Origin of the sequence: Dactylosporangium salmoneum, from assembly GCF_039532525.1 — a bacterium.
Lineage (GTDB): Bacteria > Actinomycetota > Actinomycetes > Mycobacteriales > Micromonosporaceae > Dactylosporangium > Dactylosporangium salmoneum.
On the sequence record NZ_BAAARV010000073.1, the window covers coordinates 1 to 26849 of the forward strand.

General features: G+C 71.7%; 25 protein-coding genes. 9 read left to right on the plus strand and 16 right to left on the minus strand.

Translation table 11 applies throughout. From position 1 onward, the window contains the following. Window positions 1-968, minus strand: a 968-nt coding sequence (locus ABD352_RS37250; protein ID WP_344617261.1) for a glycoside hydrolase family 16 protein, incomplete at its 3' end; no start/stop codon positions are given. A 370-nt stretch (window positions 969-1338) separates the two neighbouring features. Between ABD352_RS37250 and ABD352_RS37255 the strand changes: the two genes are divergently transcribed. Next, entirely contained in the window at window positions 1339-2172 is an 834-nt protein-coding gene (locus ABD352_RS37255) for a slipin family protein (RefSeq protein WP_425553818.1), read from the plus strand. 22 nt (window positions 2173-2194) lie between these two features. On the opposite strand, the gene ABD352_RS37260 is transcribed toward ABD352_RS37255, so the two are convergent. Beyond that, on the minus strand, window positions 2195-2536 hold the full coding sequence (locus tag ABD352_RS37260) for an ArsR/SmtB family transcription factor (protein ID WP_344617336.1): 342 nt from the start codon (window positions 2534-2536) through the stop codon (window positions 2195-2197). 432 nt (window positions 2537-2968) lie between these two features. Here ABD352_RS37260 and ABD352_RS37265 point away from each other — a divergent pair, with 432 nt between their 5' ends. Next, window positions 2969-3922, plus strand: a complete 954-nt coding sequence (locus ABD352_RS37265) for an NADP-dependent oxidoreductase (RefSeq protein WP_344617262.1) — start codon at window positions 2969-2971, stop codon at window positions 3920-3922. 36 nt (window positions 3923-3958) lie between these two features. Here the strand turns inward: ABD352_RS37265 and ABD352_RS37270 are convergent, their stop codons facing one another. From ABD352_RS37270 to ABD352_RS37280, 3 genes are read right to left on the minus strand one after another with little or no spacing between them, the layout of a single operon-like run. Continuing rightward, entirely contained in the window at window positions 3959-4738 is a 780-nt protein-coding gene (locus ABD352_RS37270; protein WP_344617263.1) for an ABC transporter ATP-binding protein, read from the minus strand. Next, entirely contained in the window at window positions 4735-5796 is a 1062-nt protein-coding gene (locus tag ABD352_RS37275; protein ID WP_344617264.1) for a FecCD family ABC transporter permease, read from the minus strand. Before ABD352_RS37275 ends, ABD352_RS37270 begins: the two co-directional genes overlap by 4 nt. Next, window positions 5793-6728, minus strand: coding sequence for an ABC transporter substrate-binding protein (locus ABD352_RS37280; RefSeq protein ID WP_344617265.1), 936 nt, complete (start codon window positions 6726-6728; stop codon window positions 5793-5795). The genes ABD352_RS37275 and ABD352_RS37280 overlap by 4 nt, the downstream gene beginning before the upstream one ends. Window positions 6729-7145: 417 nt before the next feature. Here ABD352_RS37280 and ABD352_RS37285 point away from each other — a divergent pair, with 417 nt between their 5' ends. The 3 genes from ABD352_RS37285 (at window position 7146) to ABD352_RS37295 (ending at window position 9258) form a co-directional block, all read left to right on the plus strand. Then, entirely contained in the window at window positions 7146-7553 is a 408-nt protein-coding gene (locus ABD352_RS37285) for a pyridoxamine 5'-phosphate oxidase family protein (protein ID WP_344617266.1), read from the plus strand. 86 nt (window positions 7554-7639) lie between these two features. Beyond that, the gene (locus ABD352_RS37290) at window positions 7640-8140 is read left to right on the plus strand and encodes a flavodoxin domain-containing protein (protein ID WP_344617267.1); all 501 of its coding nucleotides are present in this window, start codon (window positions 7640-7642) and stop codon (window positions 8138-8140) included. 134 nt (window positions 8141-8274) lie between these two features. Next, complete coding sequence (locus ABD352_RS37295; RefSeq protein WP_344617268.1) at window positions 8275-9258, plus strand: Acg family FMN-binding oxidoreductase; 984 nt, start codon at window positions 8275-8277, stop codon at window positions 9256-9258. Window positions 9259-9358: 100 nt separating this feature from the next. On the opposite strand, the gene ABD352_RS37300 is transcribed toward ABD352_RS37295, so the two are convergent. The 3 genes from ABD352_RS37300 to ppdK all read right to left on the minus strand — a co-directional run bounded on the left by ABD352_RS37300 (window position 9359) and on the right by ppdK (window position 15596). Then, window positions 9359-11950 carry a cation-translocating P-type ATPase gene (locus ABD352_RS37300; RefSeq protein ID WP_344617269.1) on the minus strand — a complete coding sequence of 864 codons (2592 nt, stop codon included), beginning with the start codon at window positions 11948-11950 and terminating at the stop codon, window positions 9359-9361. 23 nt (window positions 11951-11973) lie between these two features. After that, complete coding sequence (locus tag ABD352_RS37305; protein WP_344617270.1) at window positions 11974-12840, minus strand: universal stress protein; 867 nt, start codon at window positions 12838-12840, stop codon at window positions 11974-11976. 110 nt (window positions 12841-12950) lie between these two features. After that, window positions 12951-15596: a pyruvate, phosphate dikinase gene (gene ppdK, locus ABD352_RS37310; protein WP_344617271.1), complete on the minus strand. Its 2646-nt coding sequence runs from the start codon at window positions 15594-15596 to the stop codon at window positions 12951-12953. 130 nt (window positions 15597-15726) lie between these two features. Between ppdK and ABD352_RS37315 the strand changes: the two genes are divergently transcribed. After that, complete coding sequence (locus ABD352_RS37315; RefSeq protein ID WP_344617272.1) at window positions 15727-15885, plus strand: glycine radical domain-containing protein; 159 nt, start codon at window positions 15727-15729, stop codon at window positions 15883-15885. A gap of 43 nt (window positions 15886-15928) precedes the next feature. Here ABD352_RS37315 and ABD352_RS37320 read toward each other — a convergent pair whose 3' ends face one another. After that, on the minus strand, window positions 15929-17245 hold the full coding sequence (locus tag ABD352_RS37320; RefSeq protein ID WP_344617273.1) for a GAF domain-containing protein: 1317 nt from the start codon (window positions 17243-17245) through the stop codon (window positions 15929-15931). 151 nt (window positions 17246-17396) lie between these two features. After that, on the minus strand, window positions 17397-17615 hold the full coding sequence (locus tag ABD352_RS37325) for a three-helix bundle dimerization domain-containing protein (RefSeq protein WP_344617274.1): 219 nt from the start codon (window positions 17613-17615) through the stop codon (window positions 17397-17399). A gap of 353 nt (window positions 17616-17968) precedes the next feature. On the opposite strand from ABD352_RS37325, the gene ABD352_RS37330 reads away from it, so the two are divergent. Further along, complete coding sequence (locus ABD352_RS37330) at window positions 17969-18130, plus strand: hypothetical protein (protein WP_344617275.1); 162 nt, start codon at window positions 17969-17971, stop codon at window positions 18128-18130. 29 nt (window positions 18131-18159) lie between these two features. Beyond that, window positions 18160-18846, plus strand: a complete 687-nt coding sequence (locus ABD352_RS37335) for a CBS domain-containing protein (protein ID WP_344617276.1) — start codon at window positions 18160-18162, stop codon at window positions 18844-18846. 129 nt (window positions 18847-18975) lie between these two features. On the opposite strand, the gene ABD352_RS37340 is transcribed toward ABD352_RS37335, so the two are convergent. The 6 genes from ABD352_RS37340 to ABD352_RS37365 all read right to left on the minus strand — a co-directional run bounded on the left by ABD352_RS37340 (window position 18976) and on the right by ABD352_RS37365 (window position 25577). Next, window positions 18976-19398, minus strand: coding sequence for a hypothetical protein (locus tag ABD352_RS37340; RefSeq protein WP_344617277.1), 423 nt, complete (start codon window positions 19396-19398; stop codon window positions 18976-18978). Window positions 19399-19433: 35 nt separating this feature from the next. Beyond that, entirely contained in the window at window positions 19434-19847 is a 414-nt protein-coding gene (locus ABD352_RS37345) for an Hsp20/alpha crystallin family protein (RefSeq protein ID WP_344617278.1), read from the minus strand. A 212-nt stretch (window positions 19848-20059) separates the two neighbouring features. Then, window positions 20060-20557 carry a GNAT family N-acetyltransferase gene (locus ABD352_RS37350; protein ID WP_344617279.1) on the minus strand — a complete coding sequence of 166 codons (498 nt, stop codon included), beginning with the start codon at window positions 20555-20557 and terminating at the stop codon, window positions 20060-20062. Between the two features lie 202 nt (window positions 20558-20759). Then, entirely contained in the window at window positions 20760-22853 is a 2094-nt protein-coding gene (locus ABD352_RS37355) for an AbfB domain-containing protein (protein ID WP_344617280.1), read from the minus strand. A gap of 108 nt (window positions 22854-22961) precedes the next feature. Further along, window positions 22962-24617, minus strand: a complete 1656-nt coding sequence (pruA, locus tag ABD352_RS37360; protein WP_344617281.1) for an L-glutamate gamma-semialdehyde dehydrogenase — start codon at window positions 24615-24617, stop codon at window positions 22962-22964. Between the two features lie 33 nt (window positions 24618-24650). Next, the gene (locus ABD352_RS37365) at window positions 24651-25577 is read right to left on the minus strand and encodes a proline dehydrogenase family protein (protein ID WP_344617282.1); all 927 of its coding nucleotides are present in this window, start codon (window positions 25575-25577) and stop codon (window positions 24651-24653) included. 124 nt (window positions 25578-25701) lie between these two features. Here ABD352_RS37365 and ABD352_RS37370 point away from each other — a divergent pair, with 124 nt between their 5' ends. Next, window positions 25702-26844, plus strand: coding sequence for a PucR family transcriptional regulator (locus ABD352_RS37370; protein ID WP_344617283.1), 1143 nt, complete (start codon window positions 25702-25704; stop codon window positions 26842-26844). The last annotated feature ends 5 nt before the right edge of the window (window positions 26845-26849 follow it).

Sequence of the window (26849 nt, forward strand, 5' to 3'; positions counted from 1 at the left end):
TTACCGCCCGTGTCATCACCCGCGACATCGACACACTTGCCACCCGGACCGGTGATCGTGCCCGCGGTCGGTGGGGTGCTCGAGGTACCTCCGCCCGACGTGTAGGCCGCGACGTAGTCGACGAGCATCGGCTGGCCGGAGACGGTGGAGCCGTTGGGGCCGCCGCCGAACGCGTCGGGGAAGCCGCCGCCGATGGCGACGTTGAGGATGATGAAGAAGCCGTGGTGGGTGGCGTTGTTCCAGGTGGTGGCGTCGACCTGGTTGGCGTTGACGGTGAAGAAGTTGTTGCCGTCGAGGTACCAGCGGATCTGCTCGGGTGATGTGCTGCGGTCCTGTTCGACGGCGTAGGTGTGGAAGCCGGTCTGGCAGCCGCTGCAGGCGCGTTCGCCGCTGCCGATGCCGGTGGTTTCGTTGCAGGGGCCGCCTGGTGAGGTGCCGCAGTGCAGGGTGGCGAATTCGGAGCTGCGGCCGTTGATGTCTTCCATGATGTCGATCTCGCCGATGCCGGGCCAGCCGGACGCGCCGGTGCCGCGCGCCGCCGCGCCCAGCGCCCAGAAGGCCGGCCAGTAGCCGGCGCCGTTTCCGGTGTTGACGTTCGGCTGCTGCAGGCGGGCCTCGATGCGCAGTTTGCCGCCCGCGGGGGCGGCGAGGTCGGTGCGCTGGGTCTCGATGCGGCCGCTGGTCCAGTTGCCGGAGCCGTCACGGATCGGCTTGATGGCCAGGTTCCCGGAGCCGTCCAGGTAGACGTTCGCGGTGCTGTTGGTCATGTTCTCGATCTCGCCGGTGCCCCAGTTACCGGCACCGCCGGGGTAACCGTGCCCGAGGTCGTACAGCCAGTTGCCCGTGTTGACGCCGGTGCCAGAGGTCCCGTTGAAGTCGTCGGCGAACACCTGGGTCCACCCGGCCGGCGTGGAAGGCACGGAGGCTCCGGCGTCGGGCAGCGCCGCGACGGAGGCGGCGACGATCACGACGCTCCCGGCCGTGGCAAGCAGCGCGGTCCGCGCCCTACCTCGCAGCCATGTTTGTTTGTGTTGACTCTCCACAGCGATTGTGCCCCTTCTCAAGCGTGGGCGGGGGAGTGGGACATGCCTGTTCAACCCCCACGTGGCGGACGTGAGAGCGCTTTCAGCATGCTCGCCTACTGAAAAGAAGGTTGTCAATAGCGGCTTGCCGGGAGGGCGTCAATGTTCGAACATGTTGCTTTGCCGCGAATGAGACGGGCTTGGCTACACCTCGCAACGCCGCATCGCGCCGCCGCCCGCCGGGTCCGCGTCCTCCCGATACTTCGCGGTGAGCCTTACGCGGCTGCGCCGCGTTAGGCTGGGCGGAGATGCAAGGATGGCGCGAGCTGCCATGGTTTTGATGCTGATCGTCGTGTTGATGGTGGCGGTGGCCGGGCTGTTGGCCAGCGCTCGGATCGTCCGGCAGTACGAACGCGGGCTGGTCTTCCGGTTCGGGCGTCTGCAAGAGATGACACGCGGGCCAGGCCTGACGCTGATTGTCCCGATTCTGGACCGGCTGCAGAAAGTGAACCTGCAGATCGTCACCATGCCGATACCCGCACAGGACGGCATCACCCGCGACAACGTGACCGTCAAGGTGGACGCGGTGGTGTACTTCCGGGTCACCGACGCGCGCCGGGCCGTCGTCAACGTGCAGGATTACATGTTCGCAGTCCTCCAGGTGGCGCAGACGTCGCTGCGTTCGATCATCGGCAAGAGCGACCTCGACGAGCTGCTGACCAACCGGGAGCGGCTCAACCAGGGCCTGGAGGTCATGATCGACAGCCCGGCGATCGATTGGGGCGTCCACATCGACCGCGTGGAGATCAAGGACGTCTCGCTGCCGGAGTCGATGAAACGGTCGATGTCCCGGCAGGCTGAAGCGGAGCGGGAGCGGCGCGCCAGGATCATCACCGCGGACGGTGAGCTGCAGGCGTCGCGAAAGCTCGCCGACGCCGCGGCCACGATGGCGCGGACACCGACCGCGCTGCAGCTGCGGTTGCTGGAGACGGTGGTCGAGGTGGCAGCCGAGAAGAACTCGACGGTAGTGCTGCCGTTCCCGGTCGAGCTGCTGCGCTTCCTGGAGCGGTCGGCTTCGACGGAGGGCACCGTCGAGCCGCCGCAGACCGACTACGCGACCGAGCTGTCCCGGGTGCACGCCGCCCAGTAGTCCACCTCAGCACGTGCTGCGCTCAGCGGGCCCTCTTCGTCGCCCGCTTGCGAGGCGGCGTCAACAGGTCGGCTATCGCCGCGATCGCCGACGGCACCAGGCGGTAGTACGCCCACACGCCGCGCTTCTCGCGCTCGAGCACGCCGGCCTCGGTGAGGATCCGAAGGTGATGACTCACGGTCGGCTGGGAGAGGCCGAGCGGCGCGGTGAGGTCACTCACGGACGCCTCGCCCTCCGGAGCGGACTGGATCAGACTGAGCAGTCGCAGCCGGGCCGGGTCGGCGAATGCCTTCAGTACTCCCGCGAGCCGTTCGGCATCGGCACGCTTGATCGGCTCGCCGACAAGCGGCGAGATAACAGGCATAGCAGGTTTCGCAGTTCCCACGCCTCCATCGTTCCACCAATGCTGTCGATAGGCCGGTGGAATCGGGAGCAGTACCCCGATGACGATGTGCTCCACCGGCCGCGGGAGTTGCGGATGCGGACGACGGCCGCCATCCGGGCGGGCGTAGGGCGAACGCCGCTGGGGTCGCCGGGTGAGGGAAACGGCAACGGGTGACGGGTGGTCAGTCCGGCGATGGTCGCCCGAGTCTTCATCCACGGTGCGCGCTGAACCGACGGTACGGTGGGCACGGAACAGCTCGGCTCGCCGGTTACGGGAGGCGGCACCCGCTTGCCGATGAGGCCCGCTCGGGCTGCTCGGCATCTCCGCATGACGCGCGTGCGGCCGGCGCATGCCGCGTGCCGACGGGCCAACCGCGGCAGCGCCGAAGGCCCTGATGCTGGAGGAGCACCGATGGACACGATGAGCGCGGTGCGGGCACACCACCGCGGAGGGCCCGAGCGGCTGGTGTACGAGCAGGCGCCGCGTCCCGAGCCGGCCGCGGGTGAGGTGCTCGTGGCCGTGTGCGCCGCCTCGATCACCGCCGGGGAGCTCACCTGGGACGCCACCTGGACCGACAGCCTCGCGCCGGGGGGCCGCGACCGGACACCGATCATCCCCTCGCACGAGATGTCAGGCGTGGTCGCCGCGCTCGGTCCCGCAGTCAGCGAGACCGAGGTCGGCGACGAGGTCTACGGGCTCATCCCGTTCGTGCGCGACGGAGCCGCCGCCGAGTACGTCACGGTGCCGGTGGACATCCTGGCCCCCAAGCCCGCCACCGTGGACCACGATGTGGCCGCGGCCGTGCCCATGGCCGCGCTGACGGGCTGGCAGGCGCTGGTGGAGCACGCCTCCCTGCGGGACGGGCAGCACATTCTGATCCACGGCGCGGCCGGGGGTGTCGGCTCGTTCGCCGTGCAGATCGCCGCCAGCCTCGGCGCGCGGGTTACCGCGACCGCCGGGGCACGCGACAGGGACTTCGTGACCGAGCTGGGCGCTCATGAGGTCGTCGACTATTCCAAGGAGCGCTTCGAGGATCGCGTCAACGGCGTCGATGTGGTGCTCGACCTGGTGGGAGGTGAGACGCAGGCCCGTTCGTGGGACGTCCTGCGGCCGGGCGGTGTGCTGGTGAGCGTCGCGACCCCGCCGGACGCCCGGCAGGCCGCCGCGCACGGAGTCCGTGGGGTGTTCTTCATCGTCGAGCCGAACGGCGACCAGCTCGGGACTGTCGGGCAGCTCATCGAGAAGGGCCGGCTCGCCCCGGTGGTGGACCGCGTCGTCCCGCTGCCCGAAACGCGCGCCGCCTACGAGGCGCTGCAGACCGAGCACAAGCGCGGCAAGATCGTCATCCACGTCGCGGAACCATGAGATCAGGCGACCACCGGACAAGCGGGATCTGATGCCTCAACGGCGAGTACTGCGGACCGGCACCACCAGGGGGCCGTGCTCGCTGTGCACCACGCGCACGCGGGCCCGGTAGTGGGTGGCGAGCAGTTCCTCCGTCAGCACGTCGACCGGAGCGCCCGATGCGACGACCGTGCCGCCGGCGAGCAGCACCATCCGGTCCGCGTACTCGCCGGCGATCGCGAGGTCGTGCATCGTCGCCAGGACCGTCAGCCCGGCGTCCCGGCGCAGCTGATCCACCAGCTCCAGGACGTCCTGCTGGTGCCCGATGTCGAGCGCGGTGCCCGGCTCGTCCAGCAGCAGCAGGCCGGCGCCTTGGACGAGCGCCCGGGCCAGGAACACCCGCTGCCGCTCCCCGCCGGACAGGGTGTCGAGCAGCCGGCCGGCGAAGCGGTCCAGGTCGAGCCGGGTCAGCACCTCGCCCACCGCGGCCAGGTCGGCGCTGGACTCCCGGCCCAGCGGCGGGACGTACGGCGTGCGGCCGAGCAGGACGTAGTCGAACACGGCCATGCCGGGCGGGACGACCGGCGACTGCATGACGGCCGCGACGGTCCGGGCCCGCTGGCGGCGGGGCAGGCGGGCCGCCGGCGTGCCGAACAGGGCGATCGATCCGGTGCTGGGCACGAGGCCGCCGATGGCGCGCAAGAGGGTCGACTTGCCGGCACCGTTCGGTCCGATGATCGTGACCCATTCGCCGGCCTCGACGGTCAGGTCCACGCCGGCCAGGACGGCCGCGCCGCCCAGCGTCACCCGCAGGTCCCGAACCTCGACCGCGGTCACGTCGCCACCCGCCCGGAGGTGCGCAGGACGAGCACGAAGAACGGCGCGCCGAAGAACGCGGTGACGACCCCGATCGGGATCTCGGCGGGGCTGGCCGCGGTGCGGGCCACCACGTCCGCGAGGGCCAGGAACGCGCCGCCGAAGAGCATCGACAGCGGCAGGATCACCCGGTATCCGGCGCCGGCGAGCAGCCGGACGGTGTGCGGCACGATGATGCCGACGAAGCCGATGAGGCCGGACACCGAGACCGCCGCCGCAGTGGCCAGGCTGGCCGCGGCGATCAGCACGTACCGCGACCGCTGCGGGTGCAGCCCGAGGCTCGCGGCCTCCTCGTCGCCGACCGAGAGCACGTCCAGCTCCCGGCGCAGCAGCAGGATCACCACGGAGGTGACGGCCGCGTACGGCAGGACGACCCGCACGTCGGACCAACCGGCGGTGGACAGGTGCCCGAGCAGCCAGGAGTACACCTCGCGGATCGCGTCGATGTTGCGCTGCATGACGTACGTCTGCGCGGCGGCGAGGAACGCCGAGACCGCCACGCCGGCGAGGATCAGCGTCGTCGGCGAGCGTTCCCGGCCGCCGCCGGCGCTCAGCAGATAGGCCAGCAGCACCGCGGCCATCGCGCCGGCGAATGCGACCACCGGCGTGGTCAGCGGGACCCCGCCGAGCAGGGTGTCCTGCGCGCCGCGGTACGCGATGAGGAGGGTGACCGCGAGGCCCGCGCCGGCCGCCACGCCCAGCAGGCTCGGATCGGCCAGCGGGTTGCGGAAGACGCCCTGGAAGCAGCCGCCGGCGAGGGCCAGCATCGCGCCGACGAGCAGCCCGAGCACGACCCGGGGCAGCCGGATCTCGGTGACGATGGCGATCTCGCGCTCGTTGAGGCCGCTCTTCAGGTGCACGCCGGGCACCAGGTTCAGCAGTTCGACGGCGACGCTGCCGGGCGGCAGGCTCACCGGGCCGAGGGCGACGCCGGCCACCAGCGCCACGAGCACCGCCAGCCCGCCGGCCAGGACCCAGCGCGGGCGGAGCCGGCCGGCGGCCTGATGGCCGGGTCTCACGCGGGTACCTTGGCCACGGCCTCGACGATCGCACGGAGCAGGTCGACCACGCGCGGGCCCCAGCGGGACGCCACGTTGTCGTCCAGCGTGACGATCCGCCCGGTCTTCACCGCGGTGATGCCGGACCAACCCGGGCGGGCGGCGACCGTCTCGGCCGACTGTTTGCAGCATTTCGTGTCGGCCAGGAACACCAGGTCCGGGTCGGCCTGGACCAGCACCTCGACGGAGAGCTGGGGATAGCCGCCCTTCGCGCCGCCGGGATCCGCCGGATCGGCCACGTTCTGCAGGCCCGCCATCGTGAACAGTGAGCCGACGAACGTCGGGCTGGTCGCCGTGTACAGCGTCGGATCGAGCTCGTAGTAGTACTTCGGCCTGGCCGATCGCGCCGGCAGCTCCTTGATCAGCTTGTCGATGTCGCGGCGCATGCGGCCCACCAGGTCGGTCGCCTCAGTGCCGTGGCCCGTGAGCCGGCCCAGCTCGTCGATCTGCCGGTACGTGTCGTCGAGCGTGACGGCCGCCGGCGCCACATAGACCGGGATCTTGAACTTGGCGAGCTGGTCGACCACCTTGTTGGCGTCCAGGGTCAGCACCACCAGGTCCGGGTTCTTGGCCGCGATCGCCTCGGCGTTCGGCTGGAACCCGGACAGCTGCGACCTCGGCGCCTCGGCCGGGTAGTCGGAGTTGTCGTCCACCGCCGTCACCTGCGCGCCCGCGCCGACCGCGAAGAGCATCTCGGTGGTGCTCGGCGACAGCGACACGATCCTCGTCGGACGCTGCTCCAGCGTGACGTTGCCCACCGTCATCGGATATGCGGCGGCGGCGCCGCTGGAGGCGGGCTGCGGGTTGTCGTTCGCGTGGCTGGCGCAAGCGCCGAGCGTGAGCGCGATGGCGACCAGGGTGGCACCGACGATTGTCGGCGTGCGTCTGCTCATCTGTCCTCCTGTCGGTCGAGGAGTCGGTGCTTCGCCGACAGGGGTGATGAGCATGGCCCCGCCCGCAAAGGCACCCTTCCTCGAGAGCGCGGTTTCGCGACCCGCCCGGCAGGCGACCTGGCTAGTCCCCGGCCGGTCCGAATCGGGCGGGGCATCACAGTTGCGGGACAGCGCCGGCGTCGCACCGGTTTCGCTGCGGGTGGGGTCGCCCGCACGGTAGTACATCGAAGCCGGTCAGGAGCGGTGAGGTGCGCGCGGGATCGCCGAGGTCACCGAGCGCAGCGCACCGGCATCCAACGACGTCACCGAGTGAGGAGCCGGGAGCCCGGTGCCTCGACCCGCCCGAGGCGGGACCTTCGCCCCTGGCGGGGCCGACGAGGGGTGGGGAGTGTGCTGGGGTACGCAAGGAGGGAATCGATGGCGCCACTACAACCGCTGGGCCGGGAACGTTGCCTGGAGCTGCTGGCCTCGGTGCCGGTTGGCCGGGTCGTGTTCACGCTGCGGGCGCTGCCTGCGATCCGGCCGGTGAACCATCTCGTCGACGGCGACACGGTTGTGATCCGCAGCAGCCTGACGACGAGCCTGGCCTCGGCGGCCATCGCCGACGGGGCCGTGGTGGTCGCCTACGAGGCCGACGAGATCGATCCGGACCGCCGGTCCGGGTGGACGGTCGTGGTGACCGGCGCCGCCCGGCTGATCCTCGACGAGGAGCGGCTGGCCCGCTATGAACACGCGATCGAGCCCTGGGCGGACGAGCCGATGGCCTGCGTGATCGGCATCGACTGCGACCTGGTGACCGGATACCAGCTCGCGTCCGCCGGGTAGGCGGTCCCGCCGCGAAGGGACGTCCGGCCCGTGCGTCCGGCCGGGCTCCGGTGCCACGGTGGGGTGTCGAGTTTTGGAGGTACGGCATGCACGTACTGGTCACCGCGGCGAGCAAGCACGGGTCGACGGCGGAGATCGCTGAGTTGATCGGCGCCGTGCTCACCAAGCAGGGGCTCGGTGCGACGGTGTGTGCCCCGGACGATGTCGTGGGCGTGGACGGCTACGACGCGGTCGTCCTCGGCAGCGCCGTGTACGCCGGGCACTGGCTCGACCCGGCCCAGCGCTTCGCCGAACGCCACGCCGCGGGGCTCGCCGACCGCCCGGTCTGGCTTTTCTCCAGCGGTCCGATCGGCGACCCGCCGATCCCGGCCGACCACGCGGTCGACGCCCGCCGCGTGGAGGCGATCGCCGGTCCGGTCGAGCACCGGGTCTTCGCCGGCGCGCTGCACCGTGCGCGGCTGGGCTTCGCCGAGCGTGCCCTCATCGCCGCCCTGCGCGCCCCGTACGGCGACTTCCGCGACTGGGAGGCCGTCCGCCAATGGGCCCACGGCATCGCCGACACCATCACTCGGCAAGGGACGCACTGACCGGTCTCCCCGGCGGCGGCGCTCATGGGCGCCTCGGTCCCGTGAGGTTGTGACGTTCGGCCCTGCCGGCCGGTGCGGGTGACGGCGATCGTGGAGCAAGAAGCAGCCGGGCACACCGCCGAGGGGAGCAGGTCATGACTCAGCCACCGCGCGCCGAGATCGATCAGATCGCCGAGGCCTCGATCGCCGCGCTGCGCGCCCCGTCCCTGTTCAACAGCCAGCCCTGGCGCTGGCGCCTGGTCGGCCACCACGGCGAGCTGTGGGCCGACCGTTCTCGGCAGCTCACCGGGCTGGACCCCGCCGGGCACCTGCTGCTGCTCAGCTGCGGCGCGGCCCTGCACCACGCGACGGTGGCGATGCACGCCGCCGGGTACGTCGCGGACGTGGTGCGCCTGCCGGACCCCGACCGGCCGGACCTGGTGGCCCGGCTCCGGCAGGGGGCGGCGTGCGAGCCCGACGACCGGCTGTACCGGGCGATCTACCGCCGGCGCACCGACCGGCGCCCATTCGACGACGAACGGCCCGGGCCCGCTGCGCTCGACGAGTTGCGCGCGGCCGCCGGGCGGCACGGCGTGCACCTGCACGTGGTGCGCGAGGACCAGGTGACCGCCTTCGCCGCGGCGGTGGCGCGCGCCGGGGCGATCGAGCACGCGGACCCGCGCTTCCGCGACGACGTGCTCGCCTGGACAACCCGGTCGCGCCCGGACCGCGACGGCGTGTCGGCGCGCAGCGTGGTCCCGTCGACACCCCGCACCGTCGCGCCCCGGAACTTCGCCGTGGCCAGGCCGGCAGCGTTGGAGCCCGGCCCGGGCACCGATCAGGGCACGGTGTACGTCGTGCTGGCGACCGATGCCGACGAGCCGCACGACTGGGTCGCCGCCGGTGAGGCGCTCTCCGACGTGTGGCTGACGCTCACGGCGCGCGGCCTGGCCGCCTCGCCGATCAGCGAGGTGATCGAGGTGGACGCCGTCCGCACCGCGCTGCGGCGGGTGCTCGGCGGCGTCGGTAGCCCAGCGATCGCGATGCGCGTCGGGGTTCCCGTCGCCGAGGCTGAACCGGTTCCAGCGGCCATGCGCCGCTCCGGCACCGACGTGGTCGGACTGCCGGGACAGCTGTAACGCGAACGGTCAACTCAGCGACGACGACGCACGCTGGACGCCTGGTGGCGGGCCGGCAACAGATATCGCCCGGCCGTGACGATGCACCCCCGGCCGGGGATCAGGCCGTGCCGCGATCCCCGCGCGGGCCGCGGTGCACGACGCGGTCGAGGCGGATCGCCGCGTAGCCGAGGCTGGAGAGGGCGCAGATGGCGAGCAGGTCGAGGACGGGTACCGGCTCGGTGCCGAGGAGGTTGTTGAGGATCGGCAGGTAGAGCCCGGCGAACTGCAGGGCAAGTGCGGCGGCGACCGCGACGAGCAGCACGGGGTTGGCGCGGGTGCCGGGCCGGGCGCGGGAGCCGAGGGCGACGGCGAGCTGGGTGGCGCCGAGGGCGAAGAAGGCCATGCTCTGCCACGGCCGGTCGGTGGCGTGGGCCCAGACGGCGATGCCGAGGGTGACGGCGGCGATGACGGCGCCGACGCGGAGGATGCGCTGCCACAGCCCGGCGCCGAGCACGGATTCCGCCGGCGGGCGGGGCGGGCGCCGCATCGCATCGGGTGGCGCGGGTTCGCTGCCGAGGGCGACGCCGGGCAGGCCGTGAGTGAGCAGGTTGACCCAGAGGATCTGGGCGGGCAGCAGGAACAGCGGCAGGCCGAGGAAGGGCCCGGCCAGCATGACGGTGATCTCGGCGGTGCCGCCGGCGAGGGCGTAGAGCAGGAAGCGGCGGATGTTGGCGTACACGCGGCGGCCCTCTTCGGCGGCGGCGACCACCGTGGCCAGCTCGTCGTCGGCGAGGACGAGGTCGGCGGCCTGACGGGCGACCTCGGTGCCGCGCAGGCCCATGGCGACGCCGATGTCGGCGCGGTGCAGGGCGGGACCGTCGTTGACGCCGTCGCCGGTCATGGCGACGACGTCGCCGGCCTCGCGGCGGGCGGCGATGATGTCGAGCTTCTGCTCGGGCGTGGCCCGGGCGTACACCCGCGCGTCGCCCGGCTGCCCGGGTGTCCAGGCCTCGCGGCAGTCGACGACGGCGTCGCCCGGGTCGATGATGCCGACCTCGGCGGCCACGGCGCGGGCGGTGGCGGGGTGGTCGCCGGTGATGAGCACCGGGGTGATGCCGGCTCTCTGGCAGGCGGCGATGGTGGCGGCGGCCGACGGGCGGGCGGGGTCGTGAATGCCGATGAGGCCGAGCAGCCGCAGCCCGTGTTCCCAGGCTTCGGGTGGCGGGACGGCCGGGTGGTGGGCCCGGGCGACGGCCAGGACGCGGTACCCGTCGGCGGCGAGCGTCTCGGCGCGCGCGACGGCCCGGGCGATCGTGTCGGCGGGCTCGTCGAGGTACGCCGGGTGCAGCAGGATCTCGGGCGCGCCTTTGCACACGACGTCCGCGCCGCCGTCGGGCCGGCGGTGGACGGTGGTCATGCGCTTGCGGTCGCTGTCGAACGGCAGTTCGCCGACGCGCGGCGGCGGTGCGGCGGGATCCGGGCGGAGCTTGGCGGCGGCGGCCAGCAGCGCCGCCTCGGTGGGGTCGCCGAGCGCGGCCCAGTCGCCTTCCGGTGTGCCGGGTGGTAGCAGGGCGGCGTCGGTGCACAGGGCGGCGCTGGTGAGGAGGTCGGCGATGTCGGGGGCGGTGCGGGCGGTCACCGGTCGCCCGTCGCGGCGGATCGTCCCGGCGGGGGCGTAGCCGTGACCGTCGACCTCGGCGTCACCGGTGGGGGTCCAGAGCCGGCGGGCGACCATGCGGCCCTCGGTGAGGGTGCCGGTCTTGTCGGTGGCGATGACGGTGACCGAGCCGAGGGTCTCCACCGCGGGCAGGCGGCGGATGAGGGCGTGGCGGGCGGACATCCGGCGGGCGCCCAGGGCCAGCGCGAGGGTCACCACGGCGGGCAGCGATTCCGGCACGGCGGCGACGACGAGGCTGATCGCGGTGATGACCATGAGCTCGGGCGGCTCGCCGCGCAGCAGTCCCAGCGCCAGCACCACGGTGGACAGCACCACGGCGGCAATCGCCAGGGCACGGCCGACGCCGACCAGCCGCCGTTGCAGCGGGGTCAGGCCGGCGCCGGTGGCCAGCAGGGCGGCGATGCGACCCATGGCGCTGCGCGGCCCGGTGGCGGTCACCCGGGCGAGGCCCCGGCCGCGGACCACCACCGTTCCGGAGGAGACGACGGCGTCGGGGTGCCCGCGGCCGTCGCCGTCCGGCGGCGCCGCGGTCTTGTTGACCGGCACGGACTCGCCGGTCAGCGCGGCCTCGTCGACCAGCAGCGCCGCGGCCTCCACGACGGTGGCGTCGGCGGGCACGATGTCGCCCTCGGCGAGGACGAGCAGGTCACCGACGACGACCTCGGTCGCGGCGACGAGGCGCTGCTGCCCGTCGCGCACCACCCGTGCCTCGGGCGCCGTCATCGTGGCCAGGGCGGTAATGGCCTGATCGGCCTTGACCTCCTGCACGACACCGACGGCGGTGTTGACCACGATGACGAGCGCGATGACGGCGGCGTCGGTCCAGTCGCCGGTGAAGATCGTCAGCGTGATCGCGACCAGCAGCACGATGACGAGCGGATCCCGCAGTTGCATGAGCACCCGCCGCCACACCGGAACGCGCTGCGCCGTGGGCAACGCGTTGAGCCCGTCTCGCTCGAGCCGCGCCGCTGCCTCCGTGGACGGCAGCCCGGCGACGTCGGTGGCAGCGAGCTGGTTGGTCTCGGTGGTCATCGCGGTGCTCCCTGCGCAGTCGGTTATGCGGCCTTGTGCTCGTGCGCGATCAGCACCGGGCACTCGGCGTGGTGCATGAGCTCCTGGCCCACCGAGCCGAGCAGCAGCCCGGCGAAGCCGCCATGGCCGCGGCTGCCGACCACCACGAGCTGGGCGGTGTGCGAGACACCGATGAGGACCTTGGCCGCCCGGCCGGCGGCGACGAGGGCCTCGACCTTGACGTCGGGGTACTTGGCGATCCAGGGGGCCAGCGACGTGTTCAGCGCGTCCCGCTCGAACGCATCGACGGCGGGGAGCGGCAGCGACGGCTGGGGAGGCGTCGCGTGGGCCCGGATGGCGGCCACGGTGGTGCCGCGGGCCCGGGCGGCCTCGAAGGCGAGCGCGAGGGCGTCGTCGCTGGACGCGGAGCCGTCGACGCCGACCACGACCGGTCCGTCGATGGCGGTGGAACGGCCGCGGACCACGGCGACGGGGACGGGGGAGTGGGTGGCGACCTGCTGGCTGACCGAGCCCATGAGCAGGTTGGTCAGGCCGCCGGCGCCGCGGCTGCCGACGACGATCATCCGGGCGCCGGCGTCGGCGACCTCGAGCAGGGTGGCGGCGGCCAGACCGTCGACGGCGGTGCCGAAGACGTCGACCCCGGTGCCGCGCTCGCGGACTCGGGCGACCATCTCGGCGACGCGCTGCTCGGCGGCCGTGCGGGCGAACTCGAACTGCTCGGCCGCGACGGCGTAGTAGGCGCCCGGCCAGGCGATCTGGTAGGCGTCGAGGATCTGCAGTCGGCTGGCGGTGCGCTCGGCTTCGGCGGCAGCCCAGTCGACGGCCCCGCGAGCCTCGTCGGAGCCGTCGTAGCCGACGACGATCCGGTGTGCGCTGGTCGTGGGCTTCATCTCGTCCCTCCTCAATGGGTTCCACCCTCAGGATGGATCGACGCGCATCGGGTCGGCAGAGGCGATGGGACGGTCCGCGGCGGGACGTTCGTCCCGCCGCGAAGCGCGGATCAGCGGGTGTCGGAGCCGGTGGCGCTGACCGCGCTACGGCCGGCCTCGAGCCGGGCCACGGGCACCCGGAACGGCGAGCAGGACACGTAGTCGAGGCCGGCATCGTGGAAGAAGCGGATCGAGGCCGGGTCGCCGCCGTGCTCGCCGCAGACGCCGATGTGCAGGTCCGGGCGCGCGGCGCGGCCCTCGGCGACGGCGATGCGGATGAGCCGGCCGACCCCGTCGCGGTCGATGGACTCGAAGGGCGAGACGCCGAAGATGCCGAGTTCGAGGTACCGCGTGAAAAATGCTCCTTCGACGTCGTCCCGGGAGAACCCCCAGCCCATCTGGGTCAGGTCGTTGGTGCCGAAGGAGAAGAAGTCGGCGGCGCGGGCGATCTCGCCGGCGGTCAGCGCAGCCCGCGGGACCTCGATCATGGTGCCGATGCGCGCGTCGACGCCGATCTCCCGCAGCAGCCGTTGCGCCTCGTCGCGGACGGCCTCGAGCTCCTGGACCGCGCCGACGAGCGGCACCATGATCTCGGCGCGCGCGCCGGGCACCTGGGCGGCCGCCTCCGCGACGGCCCGCACCTGCATCGCGAACAGCCCCGGAATGACGAGGCCGAGGCGCACGCCGCGCAGCCCCAGCATCGGGTTCTCCTCGTGCATCCGGTGCACGGCGTCGAGCAGTTCCCGGTCGTGGCCGGGATCCTCGCCGCGCTCCTCGGCGCGGGCGACCCGCACGGCGAGGTCCTCCAGCGGGGGCAGGAACTCGTGCAGCGGCGGGTCGATGAGCCGCACGGTGACCGGCAGGCCGGCCATCTCGCGGAACAGGCCGGTGAAGTCGTCGCGCTGCAACGGCAGCAGCTCGGCGAGGGCGGCGTCGCGCTGTTCGGGGGTGCGGGCGAGGATGAGCCGCTCGACGAGGGTGCGGCGGTCGCCGAGGAACATGTGCTCGGTGCGGCACAAGCCGATGCCCTGCGCGCCGAAGCGCCGGGCCCGGGCGGCGTCCTCGGCGGTGTCGGCGTTGGCGCGCACGGCGAGCCGCCGTCGCTTGTCGGCATGGGTAAGAAGCCGGTCGACGGCGCGGATCAGCGGATCGGCTTCGGGGGACAGCGTGCCTTCGAAGTAGCGCACCGCGGGCGAGGGCTGGACGGGGACCTGGCCGAGGTACACCCGGCCGGTCGTGCCGTCGATGGAGATGACGTCGCCCTCGGACACCACGTGACCGTCCACTGTGAACTGTCGCTTGTGGAGGTCCACGTCGATCGCGTCGGCGCCGCAGACGCAAGGCTTGCCCATGCCGCGGGCGACGACGGCGGCATGGGAGGTCTTGCCGCCGTGGCTGGTGAGGATGCCCCGGGCGGCGATCATGCCGGGCAGGTCGTCGGGGTTGGTCTCGCGGCGTACCAGGATGACGGGCGTATCCGCCTCCGCGGCGAGGTGGGCGTCGAAGACGGCGGCGCCGACGGCCGCGCCCGGTGAGGCGGGCACGCCGGCGGCGACGGGCCGGGCTCCGCGCGAGAGGTCGAAGGCAGGGAACATGAGCTGGGCCAGCTGGGATCCGTTCACCCGGGTCAGCGCCTCGTCGAGGTCGATGATCCCCTCGTCGACGAGATGGCCGGCGATGACGAACGCGGCGGCCGCGGTGCGCTTGCCGACGCGGGTCTGCAGCATCCACAGCTTGCCGCGTTCGATGGTGAACTCGATGTCGCAGAGGTCCTTGTAGTGCTCTTCGAGCGTGGCCATGATGTTCAGGAGCTCGTCGTAGCTCGCCTTGTCGCGTTGCTCGAGCTCCTGCAGCGGCGTGGTATTGCGGATGCCGGCGACGACGTCCTCGCCCTGGGCGTTGGCGAGGTAATCGCCGTACACCCCGCGCTCGCCGGTGGCCGGGTCGCGGGTGAACGCGACGCCAGTTCCGGAGTCGGCGCCGAGGTTGCCGAAGACCATTGCCACGACGTTGACCGCGGTGCCGAGGCTGTCGGGGATGTGCTCCTGACGGCGGTACAGCACCGCCCGCTCGGCGTTCCATGAGTCGAACACCGCGCGGACCGCCTGGTCGAGCTGCTCGCGGGCGTCCTGCGGGAACTCCTCGCCGGTGTGCGCGGTGAAGATGTCCTTGTACCGCTGGACGAGCCCGCGCAGCGCCGCGGCGTCCAGGCCCGTGTCGTCGGCGGTGCCCGCCCGCGTCTTGGCCTCCCGCAGCGCGTCCTCGAACACCTCGCCGGGCATGCCGCGGACGGTCTTGCCAAACATCTGGATGAGCCGGCGGTAGGAGTCCCAGGCGAAGCGCTCGTCGCGAGCCCGGGCCGCCAGGCCGCCGACGGTGGCGTCGGTCAGGCCGACGTTGAGGATGGTCTCCATCATGCCCGGCATCGAGAACTTGGCGCCGGAACGCACCGAGACCAGCAGGGGGTCGGCGGGGTCGCCGAGGCGGCGGCCGGCCTGCCGCTGCAGACCCTCCAGGTGCAGGGCGATCTCGTCGGCCAGGCCGAACGGCTCGCGGCCGGTGCGCAGATAGGCACGGCACGCGTCGGTTGTGATCGTGAAACCCGGCGGCACCGGCAGGCCCAGGTTCGCCATCTCGGCGAGGTTGCCGCCCTTGCCGCCGAGCAGGTCCTTGAGGTCTCGTCCGCCTTCGGCGAAGTCGTAGACGTACTTGGTCATGGCACACCTCCACGGCCGAAGCTAGGCGGCGCGCACCGCGGCGCGTAGGGCCGACGGCCCAGGCCGGAAGGGACTTCGGCCCTCCCCGTCCATTGCGAATCGGACAACGCTCGGTCTGCTGGACGCCGACATGGGCCTGGACCGGGCGACGCTGCTGGACGCGATGGCGCGCCCGGAGCGCTACCCGCAGCTGACGATCCGGGTCTCCGGCTACGCGGTGAACTTCGTCGAGCTGACGCCGGAGCAGCAGCGCGACGTCATCGGCCGAACCTTCCACGGTTCACGATGAACACCACGGCCGTCCGCACCGCCCGGTAGCGGTCCGGCGACCGTCAGCCCTGCGGCGGCCTGGGCTCCAGCGCGAACACGGCGGTGCGCACCCCCCGGATGATCCGGTCGAGCTCGTCGATGCCGGCGGAGATGCCCGCCCGGGTGTCCGGGCTGGTGCTGCGCGCGGCCGCCCCCTGCAGCGACAACCCAAGGGCGAAGAGATCCCGGATGAGGTTCTCCTGCAGATCGGTGGCGATGCGCTGCCGCTCCTCGAGCGTCTTGATCTGCTCGTTGTCCCGCCGCAGCGCCGCCACGTCCAGGGCCAGGCCGGCGTGCGTGGCGAACGCGCTGAACTGCTCGAGGTCGCCGTGATCGAAACGGGCCTCTCCGCGGCGGTGGGCGACGGTGAGCACGCCGTGCAGGCCATGGTTGCCGACCACCGGGGCGACCATGATCGGGCCCAGCTCCGGAACCACCGCGACCGCCGTGGCGGTCAGCGGGTCGTTCGACGGGTCGGCGAGGAGGACCGGCTCGCCGCTGACCAGCACGCTGTCGGCCGGCGTGCCGGCGACCGGCACGGAGCGGCCGTGCCACGGCTCCAGCAGCCCGACGCCGAGGGTGACGCGCAGGTCCGGCGTCGCGCCGTCCGGCGGGGCGGCAAAGGCCGCACCGGCCGCGCCGGCGGCCTGTAGCGCGCAGTCGGCGAGGCAGCGGCGGGCCTGGTCGCTGTCGGCGCCGCGGAACAGCTCAGTGGTGACCGCGGTCATGGCCTCCTGCCAGCGGCGGTTCCGGCGGGCCTCCTCGAACAGGGTGGCGTTCTCGATGGCCACGCCGGCCGCGCCGGCCAGCGCCTTGACGACGTCCTCGTCGTCGCGGCTGAACTGCGTCGCGCCCTGTTTCTCCGACAGGTAGAGGTTGCCGAAGACCCGGTCCCGGACGCGGATCGGCACGCCGAGGAAGCTGTGCATGGGTGGATGATCGTCCGGGAATCCGGACGACGCGGGATGCTCGGCGATGTCTGCGAGCCGGATCGGATGCGGGTCGTCCACCAGGGCTCCGAGCAGGCCCTTGCCCTGGGGCAGGTCGCCGATGCGGTCCACCACGTCGGGCGCCATGCCCTCGTGCAGGAATCGGACCAGTTGCCCGTCCTGGATGACGCCGAGGGCCGCATAGCGGGCGTCCACGAGGCTCCGGGCGGCCGAGACGATCTGCCGCAGGACCTGCTCGAGGTCCACGCCCTGCGCGATGTCCAGGTTGGCCCGAAGCAGGCCACGCAGCCGCCCCTGGGTGTGCTGCACATCGCGGATCCGCTCGATCAGCTGCTCGAGCAGCTCGTCTAGCTCGAGCCGCGCGGCCGCCACGAACCCGACGTCGCTCATCCCGCCTCCCCTTTTGGGGATCAGTCTGCCGGTGCGGGAGGCGGGATCGCCAGAGGGTCCGCAGTGATCTATCGCTCGGCGCGGAGATGACAGTTCCACCCTTTCGCGGCAGCAGCCCCAGGCCGAACGTCATCCTGCGCACAGCGCGAGGTCACCCTCGGGGCGCATCCAGGAGCCGGCGCACGTCGCGCTCGACGAACACGGGCACGAACGCGTGGATGTCGGCGTTGCCGTACCGCTGCATCGCGTGCCGAACGGCGGCGTTGACGGTCTCGGTGTCGTGCCGGCCGGCGTACCGGCGGATCAGCCGCTCGGTGGCGTGCTCGATCGCATGCGCCTCGACCTGGGTCTTGAACTCGGTGGCCAGCATGGCGGCTCCTTCGCCTCGGCAGCGGTGTCGCTGTGTGTCCTCAGTGCCCGGCTCGGGAGTCCGGACCGGCGTGTCTTCACTGTCCGGCTCGGGAGTCCGGACCGGCGTGTCCTCACTGTCCGGCTCGGGAGTCCGGACCGGCGTGTCTTCACTGTCCGGCTCGGGAGTCCGGACCGGCGTGTCTTCACTGTCCGGCTCGGGAGTCCGGACCGGCGTGTCCTCACTCTCCGGCACCGGAGTCCGGACCGGCCAGGGGCGAACGGCCCGCCGTTACGGGCCGGGCGCCTCAGGCGCGGTGGCGTGCACCGGCGCACCGTCTAGGTGAAACGCAGTGGCGAAGGAGGGCAGCGGCGATGGGCAAGCAGGACCTGCAGGTGATGGCGCTCGCGGCCACGGTCGCCGCCATCGGCGTGGCGATGAGCGACGCGCTGGCGAGATTGACCATCCGCGCCACGCCCACAGACGCGACACCAGCTCCGGCCCCGCATGCGGGACGGCTGCCGGTGCCACGGTGAATCCGAAGCAGCCGAGAAGGGAGCTGGCGATGCGGGCACTGATGGTTCGTGACGTGATGACCCCGATCGTGGTCACGGTCGCACCCGACCTGGGCTACAAGCAGATCGCGGATCTGCTCGTCGACATGGGTGTGAGTGCCGTCCCGGTCGTCGACGGCGACGGGCGGGTGCTCGGCGTCGTGTCCGAGGCGGACCTGCTGTACAAGGTCGAGTTCAACGGCGCCGACGTGCACGCGGGCCTGTTCGAGCGCCGGCGGTCGCGGCGGGCGAAGCAGAAGGCGGTCGGCGAGACGGCCGCCGAGCTCATGACGAGCCCGGCCGTCACCGTCGCGGCCGCCGTGCCGCTCACCGTCGCCGCGCAGCTCATGGAGCGCCACGACGCCAAGCGGCTGCCGGTGGTCGACGACGCGGGCAAGCTGGTCGGCATCGTCGCGCGCCGCGACCTGCTGCGCCGGTATCTGCGCAACGACGAGGACATCCGCGCAGACGTGCTCGAAGGGGTGCTGCTGGGGGTGCTGTGGCTCGACCCGATCGAGGTCGACGTTGCCGTCGCCGACGGCCATGTCACGCTCACCGGCAAGGTCGACCGGCGCAGTACCGCGCAGATCGCGGCCCGGCTCACCCGCGGACTCGACGGTGTCGTCGGCGTCACCGAGGACCTCGAGTGGGGCTTCGACGACACCACGCTGCAGCACCGCTACACCTTCGACGTCTGACCGCACGCGGTCCCGATCCCGGCTGGCCGTCGGCGGCTACGCGCTCCTGGTGCCGTCCAGTCTGGCCGGCGATGCCGACGGCGCCGGGCGGCCGGCTTCCCGGCTGCCCGGCGCGGTACGGCCGTCTCGTCAGCGGGCGTCGACGCGGGGCGGCAGCGCATCCTTGTGCAGTTCCAGGAGCACCTCGGAGCGCGGCGGCTCGACCGGCCCGCCGCCGGATCGGGTTGCCGCATGCCGCACCGTGGTGAACAGCCAGAGCGTGAGCGTCGCGCCGACCTGCAGCGCCAGGGCGGCCCGGCTCGCCGCCGCCACGGTCATGACGGCCGCGACCAGCGTGACGAGCCCGAGCGCGCCGGCGAGGTACACCGCCGCGCCGGCCGGGCGGGCCATCGCCGGTGCCGCCCCGACGACGCACATGCCGATCCCGGCCAGCAGCACCGCCGCGCCCAAGACGCGCGTGGCGGCCGGCCCCGGCGGATACGCCGCGTAGGACGCGAGGATGACGGCCGCCAGCACAGTGGCCACACCGTCGCGCCACGTCAGCCTCGTCATGGAAGGTCACCTTCCCTTCTCCGTCAGGGCAGCCGTCACTGCTGCTCGGCGGTGCGGGCCGGCGGCTCGGTGGTCACCGGGATCTCGCGGCCCGGCGTCGTCGCCCCGGTGATGGGCACCCGGATCTCGAGGATGCCGGCCACGTACGTCGCGGTGATGCCCTCCTCGCGGGCATTCGGCGGCAGCTGCACGGCGCGGACGAACGTGCCGTAGTGGAACTCGGAGTGCGCCTTGTCGACGCGCTCCTCGGTGCGTTCCACGCGGATGTGCAGGCGGTTGCCGACCACGGACACCGCGATGTCCTTGTCCGGGTCGAGACCGGGCGCCTCCGCGCGCACCACGTAGGTGGTGCCGTCGGTGTACTCCTCGACGCGGACGGCCTGCACACCGAACAGCGTGTTCGGCAGCTGCATCAGATCGAGTGGGAAGAGCCTGCTGGTGGTACTCATGTCACAGCTCCCTTCGGGTTGTCCACTCCATCAGACGCCGCCCTCGTCGGCCTCGCGTAGGGCGCACGGCCCGGGACAGCAGGCCGATCGACCCCTGCCGAGGGTGACGTTGTTGCTGAAGGGGTGGGACTCGGCAGGTAGCCACTGCCGGCCCGAGCGGAAATCGGCAACCTCGCCAACGCGGCCGTGGTACTCACCCGGTTCGAACACCGCTACATATGCGGCTCGAGCGCCAGGTCGCGCTGATACCAGGTGCCTGACGCACCCCCGAGGTGGGCCGGGTCGGCAGGGACGAACCCGGCTTTGGTCAGCACCTTCTGGGACGCCGCATTCTGGTGGGAGGCGGCCGCCCGCAGCGTGCGCAGCCCGTGCTGGGCCGCCGCCAGCCGGCACAACTCCCGGACGGTTGCGGTCGCCACGCCACGGCCGGAAACATGCTGCGCGACCCGGTAGCCCAGATCGGCAACGCGGTCTTCGATGTTGTACAGGTTGAACCTGCCCAGTACCGAGCCGTCCTCATCGACGAGCACGTAGAAGGCGCACTCGCCGGCCTCCTGCTCAGCCAGCGAGGCGTTGTACCGGTCGGTGAACTGGTCGAAGAAGTCGTCGCCGCGGTCGGAGATCGAGGCGGCGAAATACGCCCGGTTCGCCAACTCGAAGGCCAGGACCGCCGGGGCATGACCGGCTTCCAACCGCTTCAACTCGGGCATTGCCCGACCTTATCCAGGTGGTACGCCGAGGCAACCTGATTTTCCGCGACAGCTCAAACAGGTTGGCCATCGCTTCCGGATGCCCACGCCCGCAGCGCGGGCACCGGAAGCGATGCACCGAAGTTGGCGCCGAAAGCGTGCTCAGCGCCGTGTTGTCGGGAGCCGGCGGGCGCTGCGGGTCAGCGCCCGCCGGCCGGTTGCCTTACGGTGCCGGCACCCAGGGTGTCGCCACCGACCAGCTCGAGTCGGCCGCCCACGCGGTGGTGGTGTCGAAGGCGTTGGTGCCGCCGTTGCTGGCGATGTAGATGACATCGTTGTAGGTACGCAGGTATCGCGTCGGGTAGTTCACGGACTGGAACGAGACGCCCTGTCCGCTGTTGCTTGCGGTCTGGCAGAAGGTGGCGTCCTGGGAGAACAGTGAGCTGCCGTCGTTGGCCTGCAGGTGCAGCTGGAAGCTCTGGTGCCGCAGGAAGAGGCCCGGACGGTTGACCGACTCGAACGAGAAGCAGTTCGGGTTGGCCAGGCCGGCCGTCTGCACCCAGGTCGCGTCGCCCTTGACGGTCGCGGAGCTGCCCGCCGTGACCGGCGCGAGGACGACGCCGTCATCGGTGTCGTTGTGCTTGATGTAGCTGCCGGCGGTGCCGTTCGTGGCCTGCAGCGAGACCCGGGGGCCGGGGGAGAGCGTGGCGTTGCCGTTGGGCCCGCCCGGCGTGGGAGTGGTCGACCTGATGAAGTCGGCGCAGTTGCTGTCGGTGTCGTAGCCGTCGGGAACCCGGCCCGCACTGGCCCCGGCGCCGGCGGCCGAACCGGGTGCGGTTACCCGGCAGCCGCTCTGCCCCGACCCGGAGGTGGCCTGGTAGCCCTCGCCGAGCCACGGGTCGACGAGGAGGCCGTAGTTGAGGCTGTCGACGACCAGGTTGTTGCCGTCGCGCAGTGCCATGTTGCCGGCGCTGGAGGACGGGGCGGGGCCGCCGAACCACTGGTTGGGAGCCGGCGCAGGCTGGTAGCCCGCGTTCGTGACCTGGGTGTCCCGGACGACGGCGTTGATCGGGTGGCCGTTGTCGAGGGGCTTGTCCAGGGTGATGCCGGTGCCCAGTGGCTGCACGGGCTCGTTGCTGGAGTGCGCGGAGCTCGTCGCGGGGGAGAAGCTGATCCCGGTTCCCCGGGCGCTGTAGGGCATGTTGTTGGCGTGTTCGAACCGCAGCGGGGCGGAGACGGAGAGGCCCGTGCCGTTCGCGCCGGAGGTGCCTACGGCGGTGACCGTGACGTTCTCGACGCCGTGGCCAGGGCTGTCGATGTCCAGCCGGATCACGTCACCGACCGAGATGTTGGTGGTCGAGGACATCTTGATGGTGGTGTCGCCCGGGTGCGCCGCGGCCGACAGGCGGCCCTGGGTGCCCGGCTTGCCGACCGCGGTGACGGTGGCCACGTCGTAGTTGGCGCCGTAGCCGAGGCTGAGCTTCTGGCCGACGGTGAAGCCGGTGGTGCTGGTGACGGGCACGTTGGCCGAGCCGGCCGGGAGCGCGATCGGACCGTCGGGCTGGGGCTGCCACAGGGTCGTGTTGGCGGTGGCCGCCGTCCCGACGCCGGTGATGGTGCGGGTTTCCACACCTGACCCGGTGTCGATGTCGATCTGGTGGCCGGTGGCCATGCCGGTGGTGCTTCTGACGTACACGGTGCTGTCGCCCTTGCCGGCGGGGGCCGCCAGGCCAGAGTTGGACAGGCCGAGCAGGTAGAAGCCGTGGCCCGGGATCGTGGTGCCGGCCGGGACGGTCACCGTGGAGAAGACGGCCTGCTGGGTGAGGGTCCAGTTGGAGATGTCGACGTCGGCGGCGCCGGCGTTGTACAGCTCGATGTACGCGTTGGTCGAGTTGGTGCTCGTACCGGTGCGGAACTCGTTGATCTTGATCGGGCTGACGTTGCGGACCTTCTCGGCTGTCGTCTCGGACTGCCGGCCACCGAAGGTCGGGTTCGTCCACGACGCGTTGCCGACCAGGTCGCCATTGAACGGCGCCGGGCCTGCGGTGACCTTGAAGGTCGCGCTGACGCTCTGGCCGGCCGCGACCGAGTCGAACGTCACCGACGTGTCCGTGCTGCCCGGCACGAACGAGGTCCACTGCTTGTCCGGCACCGAGATGCTGAGCTTCACGCCCACCGCGCGCGAGCCCGTGGTGTTCGTGAACGTCACGGTGGTGTCCTGCGACGTGCCCGGTGCGAACGTCTGCAGCCCGGGCGGCGCGTCGAGCGCCGCGGCGGGGGCCAGGCTCAGCCGCTGCACGTCGTACTTGGCCGCCACGACGTTGGCCTGAATCTGCTGGTCAACGTCGTTTGCGGCCTGCAGCCGTTCGTGGTTGGAATCGTCCAGCAGGAGCCGGTGCCGAAGCCATCGGGCGCAGCCGCGCCCTTACGCTCGTGTACCTGGCTTCATTTGCGCATTCAGGTACGGGTAGCGGTAGTCGGTCGGGGGGACGAACGTCTCCTTGATCGACCGGGGGCTGGCCCATCTGAGCAGGTTGACCGCGGCACCGGCCTTGTCGTTGGTGCCTGAGGCGCGGCCGCCGCCGAACGGCTGCTGACCGACTACCGCGCCGGTCGGCTTGTCGTTGATGTAGAAGTTGCCGGCCGCGAACCGGAGCTCTTGCTGCGCCCACGCGATCGCACGGCGGTCCCGAGCGATGATCGATCCGGTCAGGGCGTACGGCGCGATCGACTCCATGCCCCGGACGACCTTCTCGAAGTCACCGTCCTCGTAGACGTGAACGGCGAGGATCGGGCCGAAGTATTCGGTCGTGAACATCTCGTCGGTCGGGTCGCCACCCTCGACGACTGTCGGGTTGACGAAGTAGCCCACCGAGTCGTCGAGCTCGCCGCCGACGACGATGTCGAGCGTTGGGGACTGCTTCGCGCGCTCGATCGCCGCTGTGTGCTTGGCGAACGCCCGGTCGTCGATGACCGCGCCCATGAAGTTCGAGAAGTCGGTCGGGTCGCCGACCGTGATCGACTCGACCTCGGATACGAATGAGTCCCTCATCTTCTTCCAGACCGACCGAGCGACGTACGCCCGCGAGGCGGCCGAGCACTTCTGGCCCTGGAACTCGAACGCACCGCGGATCATCGCGGTGCGCAGCACCTCGGGGTCGGCCGAGGGGTGGGCGACGATGAAGTCTTTGCCGCCGGTCTCCCCGACCAGACGCGGATACGACCGGTAGTGCTGGATGTTGTTGCCGACCTCGCGCCACAGGTGCTGGAAGACGGGCGTCGAACCGGTGAAGTGAATTCCCGCGAGATCGGGATGCGCGAGCAATGCCTCGCTCACCTGCCGGCCGTCGCCGGGGAGCATGTTGATGACGCCCGGCGGCAGGCCGGCCTCCTCCAGCAGCTCCATCGTCAGCGACGCGGCGAGCTGCTGGGTCGCTGAGGGCTTCCAGATGACCGTGTTGCCCATCAGCGCCGGGGCGGTGGGCAGGTTGCCGGCGATCGCGGTGAAGTTGAACGGCGTGATCGCGTAGACGAAGCCCTCCAGCGGGCGGTGGTCGGTGCGGTTCCACACGCCGGGGCTGTTGGCGATCGGCTGGTCGGCGAGGATCTCGCGGGCGTAGTGGACGTTGTAGCGCCAGAAGTCGATGAGCTCGCAGGCCGAGTCGATCTCGGCCTGGAACGGCGTCTTCGACTGGCCGAGCACGGTCGCCGCGTTGAGGCGCTGACGCCAGGGGCCGGCCAGCAGGTCGGCGGCCTTGAGCAGAATCGCGGCCCGGTCGTCGAAGTCCATGTCGCGCCAGCCCGGCGCGGCGTCGGCCGCGGCCTCGATCGCGGCGCGGGCGTCGGCCTGCGTCGAGTCCTTCAGCGTGCCGAGCACGTGCTGGTGGTCGTGCGGCTGGACGACCCTGATCTCGGCGCCGCCGCCGGCCGTCCAGCGGCCGCCGACGTAGCCATGCAGGTCCTTCTGCTGCTGCTCGAGCTTCCCGATCTCCGTGAGAAGTGCCTGGCGTTCGGGGGTGCCCGGCGCGTAGGTCAGGTTCGGCTCGTTGCTGGGAGCAGGCGGAGTGGTGATGGCATGCATGCGGGCTCCAGATGTCGTCGAATGGAGGGGAGGTCAGCCGCGGGCGAGGGCGCGCAGGAAGAAGGCGACGTTGGCGGGCCGTTCGGCGAGGCGCCGCATGAAGTAGCCGTACCAGTCGGTGCCGTACGGGATGTAGACGCGTATCGCGTGGCCCGACCCGGCGAGCTGGGCCTGGAGGCCCGCAGAGATGCCGTACAACATCTGGATCTCCCACTCGTCCAGGCCCTTGCCGTATCGCTGGGCGGCGTCGCGCGCCGCGCGGATCATGGCCGGGTCGTGGGTGGCGACCATCGGGTAGCAGGTGGACGCCATCAGCTGCTGCAGGCCCTGCCGGTACGCGGCGTCGACCTCGTGCTTGCGCTGGTAGGCAACCGATTCGGGTTCCCGGTAGGCGCCTTTGACGAGCCGGACGCGGGCTCCGGTACCGGCGAGGTGGGCGAGGTCGCCGGCCGTGCGCCGCAGGTTGGCCTGCAGCACGTTGCCCGTCAGCGGGAACTCGTGCCGCAGCTCGTCGCCGATCGCGAGGGTGGAGTCGACCGTCGTGTGGTCCTCCATGTCCAGGGTCATCCGGCAACCGGCGGCGGCCGCCGCGGCGGCGATCTGATGCGCGTGCCCCAGGGCGATCTCGTGGCCGTCCTTCGGGATCGACTGCCCGACCGCGGAGAGCTTGACGGAGACCTCGGACCGTCCGGCGTCGCCGGCCTCGCGCAGCCGGTCGAGCAGGGACAGGTACTGGTCCCGGACGCGACGAGCGCCGGCCAGGTCACTGACGTCCTCTCCGAGGAAGTCCACGCTCGTCGTCATGTCGCGCGACTGCAGCCGGTGGACGACGGCCAGCACCGCGTCCCGGTCCTCCCCGGCCACGAATCGCGTGACGACCCTCCGGGTCAACCGGTTCCGCTCGATCACGCCGCGCAGCCGTTCGTTACGCGACGCCCGCAGCAACGTGGGTCCCAGCACGTGCCCTCCTTCGGGTGCGAAGTGCCCCCAGCGGCACCACCAAGCAGAACGTAGGAGGGCAGGCCCGCCCGCAACGAGAGACGACTGCCACGAACACAGCTCCGAAGGTCGTTACATTTGTCTGATGACGGAGCTGGACGACCTGGTCGACGAGATGGCCGTCCTGCTGGGCGCGCCGTGCACCCTCGAGGACGCCGACTTCAATCTGCTCGGTTACTCGGGGCAGAGCGACGTGGACGATGTCCGGCAGCGCTCGATTCTGCAGCGGCGGGCGACCAGCCAGGTGCGCGACTGGTTCCACGCGCAGGGCATCCGGACGTCGGCCACGCCGATCCGGACACCAGCCGACCCGGGCCTGGGCATCTCGGCCCGGCTGTGCATTCCCGCCCGGCACCTCAACCGCGTCCAGGGATACTTCTGGCTTCTGGACCCCGACGAGGCCATCTCCGAGCACGACTGGCCGGCCGCGACCCGCATCGCCGAGATCGCCGCGCTGCTGCTGAGCCAGTCGACCCGGCGCCAGACCCGGCTGAACCTCTTCTACCGGGACCTCGTCGAGGGTGACCGGATGACCGCACGCGCGGCCGCCAAGGAGATCGCCTTCGCGTCCGACCTGCGGGTCGGCGACCCGGTCACCTGCCTGCTCGTCGAGCACCCGACGCCCATCGAGAACCTCTCGGCGCAAGCACGCCGCGACGGCGTCGTCTGGGTCCAGGAGTCACCCACGATCGCCGCCGCCATCGTGCGCGGCCGCATCAAGACGCAGGCCCCGTCCTCGATCGAGCTCCTCACGCGCCTGGGGTACCACCGCCGGTCCCGACCGCTGACCGCTGCACCGTTCGTGGGAGTCGGCCCGCAGGTCAGCGCCCTGGAAGACCTGCGGCAGTCCCGCTGGGGCGCCCTGACCGCGCTCCGGGTCGCGCGGGCCAACGACCCCGGTCAGCCGACCGAGTGGGCGTCGCTCGGCGTCCTCAAACTCCTCTCCGCGGCCGCCGACCACGACCTGGCCGAAGCGGTCGTCTCCGAACAGCTCATGGCATTCCTGAGCGACGAGCGCCACGCGGAGCTCGTGCACACCGCCCGGGTCTACCTCGACTCCGCCGGCAGCGCCGCCCACACGGCATCGGTGCTCAACCTGCACCGCCAGAGCCTCTACCACCGCCTGGCGCAGGTCGAACGTAGAACCGGACTCGACCTCAAGCGTGGCACCGACCGGACGTACCTCCACCTCGCCCTGATGCTGGCTGACTTCCTGTTGCCGTCCTAGCCCAA

Excerpts from the sequence above, each read along its gene's own strand:
- ABD352_RS37255 (WP_425553818.1), top strand. The coding sequence starts at position 1,339 with ATGGCGCGAGCTGCCATGGTTTTGATGCTGATCGTCGTGTTGATGGTG.
- ABD352_RS37260 (WP_344617336.1), bottom strand. The coding sequence starts at position 2,536 with ATGCCTGTTATCTCGCCGCTTGTCGGCGAGCCGATCAAGCGTGCCGAT.
- ABD352_RS37265 (WP_344617262.1), top strand. The coding sequence starts at position 2,969 with ATGGACACGATGAGCGCGGTGCGGGCACACCACCGCGGAGGGCCCGAG.
- ABD352_RS37280 (WP_344617265.1), bottom strand. The coding sequence starts at position 6,728 with ATGAGCAGACGCACGCCGACAATCGTCGGTGCCACCCTGGTCGCCATC.
- ABD352_RS37285 (WP_344617266.1), top strand. The coding sequence starts at position 7,146 with ATGGCGCCACTACAACCGCTGGGCCGGGAACGTTGCCTGGAGCTGCTG.
- ABD352_RS37290 (WP_344617267.1), top strand. The coding sequence starts at position 7,640 with ATGCACGTACTGGTCACCGCGGCGAGCAAGCACGGGTCGACGGCGGAG.
- ABD352_RS37295 (WP_344617268.1), top strand. The coding sequence starts at position 8,275 with ATGACTCAGCCACCGCGCGCCGAGATCGATCAGATCGCCGAGGCCTCG.
- ABD352_RS37300 (WP_344617269.1), bottom strand. The coding sequence starts at position 11,950 with ATGACCACCGAGACCAACCAGCTCGCTGCCACCGACGTCGCCGGGCTG.
- ABD352_RS37305 (WP_344617270.1), bottom strand. The coding sequence starts at position 12,840 with ATGAAGCCCACGACCAGCGCACACCGGATCGTCGTCGGCTACGACGGC.
- ppdK (WP_344617271.1), bottom strand. The coding sequence starts at position 15,596 with ATGACCAAGTACGTCTACGACTTCGCCGAAGGCGGACGAGACCTCAAG.
- ABD352_RS37315 (WP_344617272.1), top strand. The coding sequence starts at position 15,727 with ATGGGCCTGGACCGGGCGACGCTGCTGGACGCGATGGCGCGCCCGGAG.
- ABD352_RS37320 (WP_344617273.1), bottom strand. The coding sequence starts at position 17,245 with ATGAGCGACGTCGGGTTCGTGGCGGCCGCGCGGCTCGAGCTAGACGAG.
- ABD352_RS37325 (WP_344617274.1), bottom strand. The coding sequence starts at position 17,615 with ATGCTGGCCACCGAGTTCAAGACCCAGGTCGAGGCGCATGCGATCGAG.
- ABD352_RS37330 (WP_344617275.1), top strand. The coding sequence starts at position 17,969 with ATGGGCAAGCAGGACCTGCAGGTGATGGCGCTCGCGGCCACGGTCGCC.
- ABD352_RS37335 (WP_344617276.1), top strand. The coding sequence starts at position 18,160 with ATGCGGGCACTGATGGTTCGTGACGTGATGACCCCGATCGTGGTCACG.
- ABD352_RS37340 (WP_344617277.1), bottom strand. The coding sequence starts at position 19,398 with ATGACGAGGCTGACGTGGCGCGACGGTGTGGCCACTGTGCTGGCGGCC.
- ABD352_RS37345 (WP_344617278.1), bottom strand. The coding sequence starts at position 19,847 with ATGAGTACCACCAGCAGGCTCTTCCCACTCGATCTGATGCAGCTGCCG.
- ABD352_RS37350 (WP_344617279.1), bottom strand. The coding sequence starts at position 20,557 with ATGCCCGAGTTGAAGCGGTTGGAAGCCGGTCATGCCCCGGCGGTCCTG.
- pruA (WP_344617281.1), bottom strand. The coding sequence starts at position 24,617 with ATGCATGCCATCACCACTCCGCCTGCTCCCAGCAACGAGCCGAACCTG.
- ABD352_RS37370 (WP_344617283.1), top strand. The coding sequence starts at position 25,702 with ATGACGGAGCTGGACGACCTGGTCGACGAGATGGCCGTCCTGCTGGGC.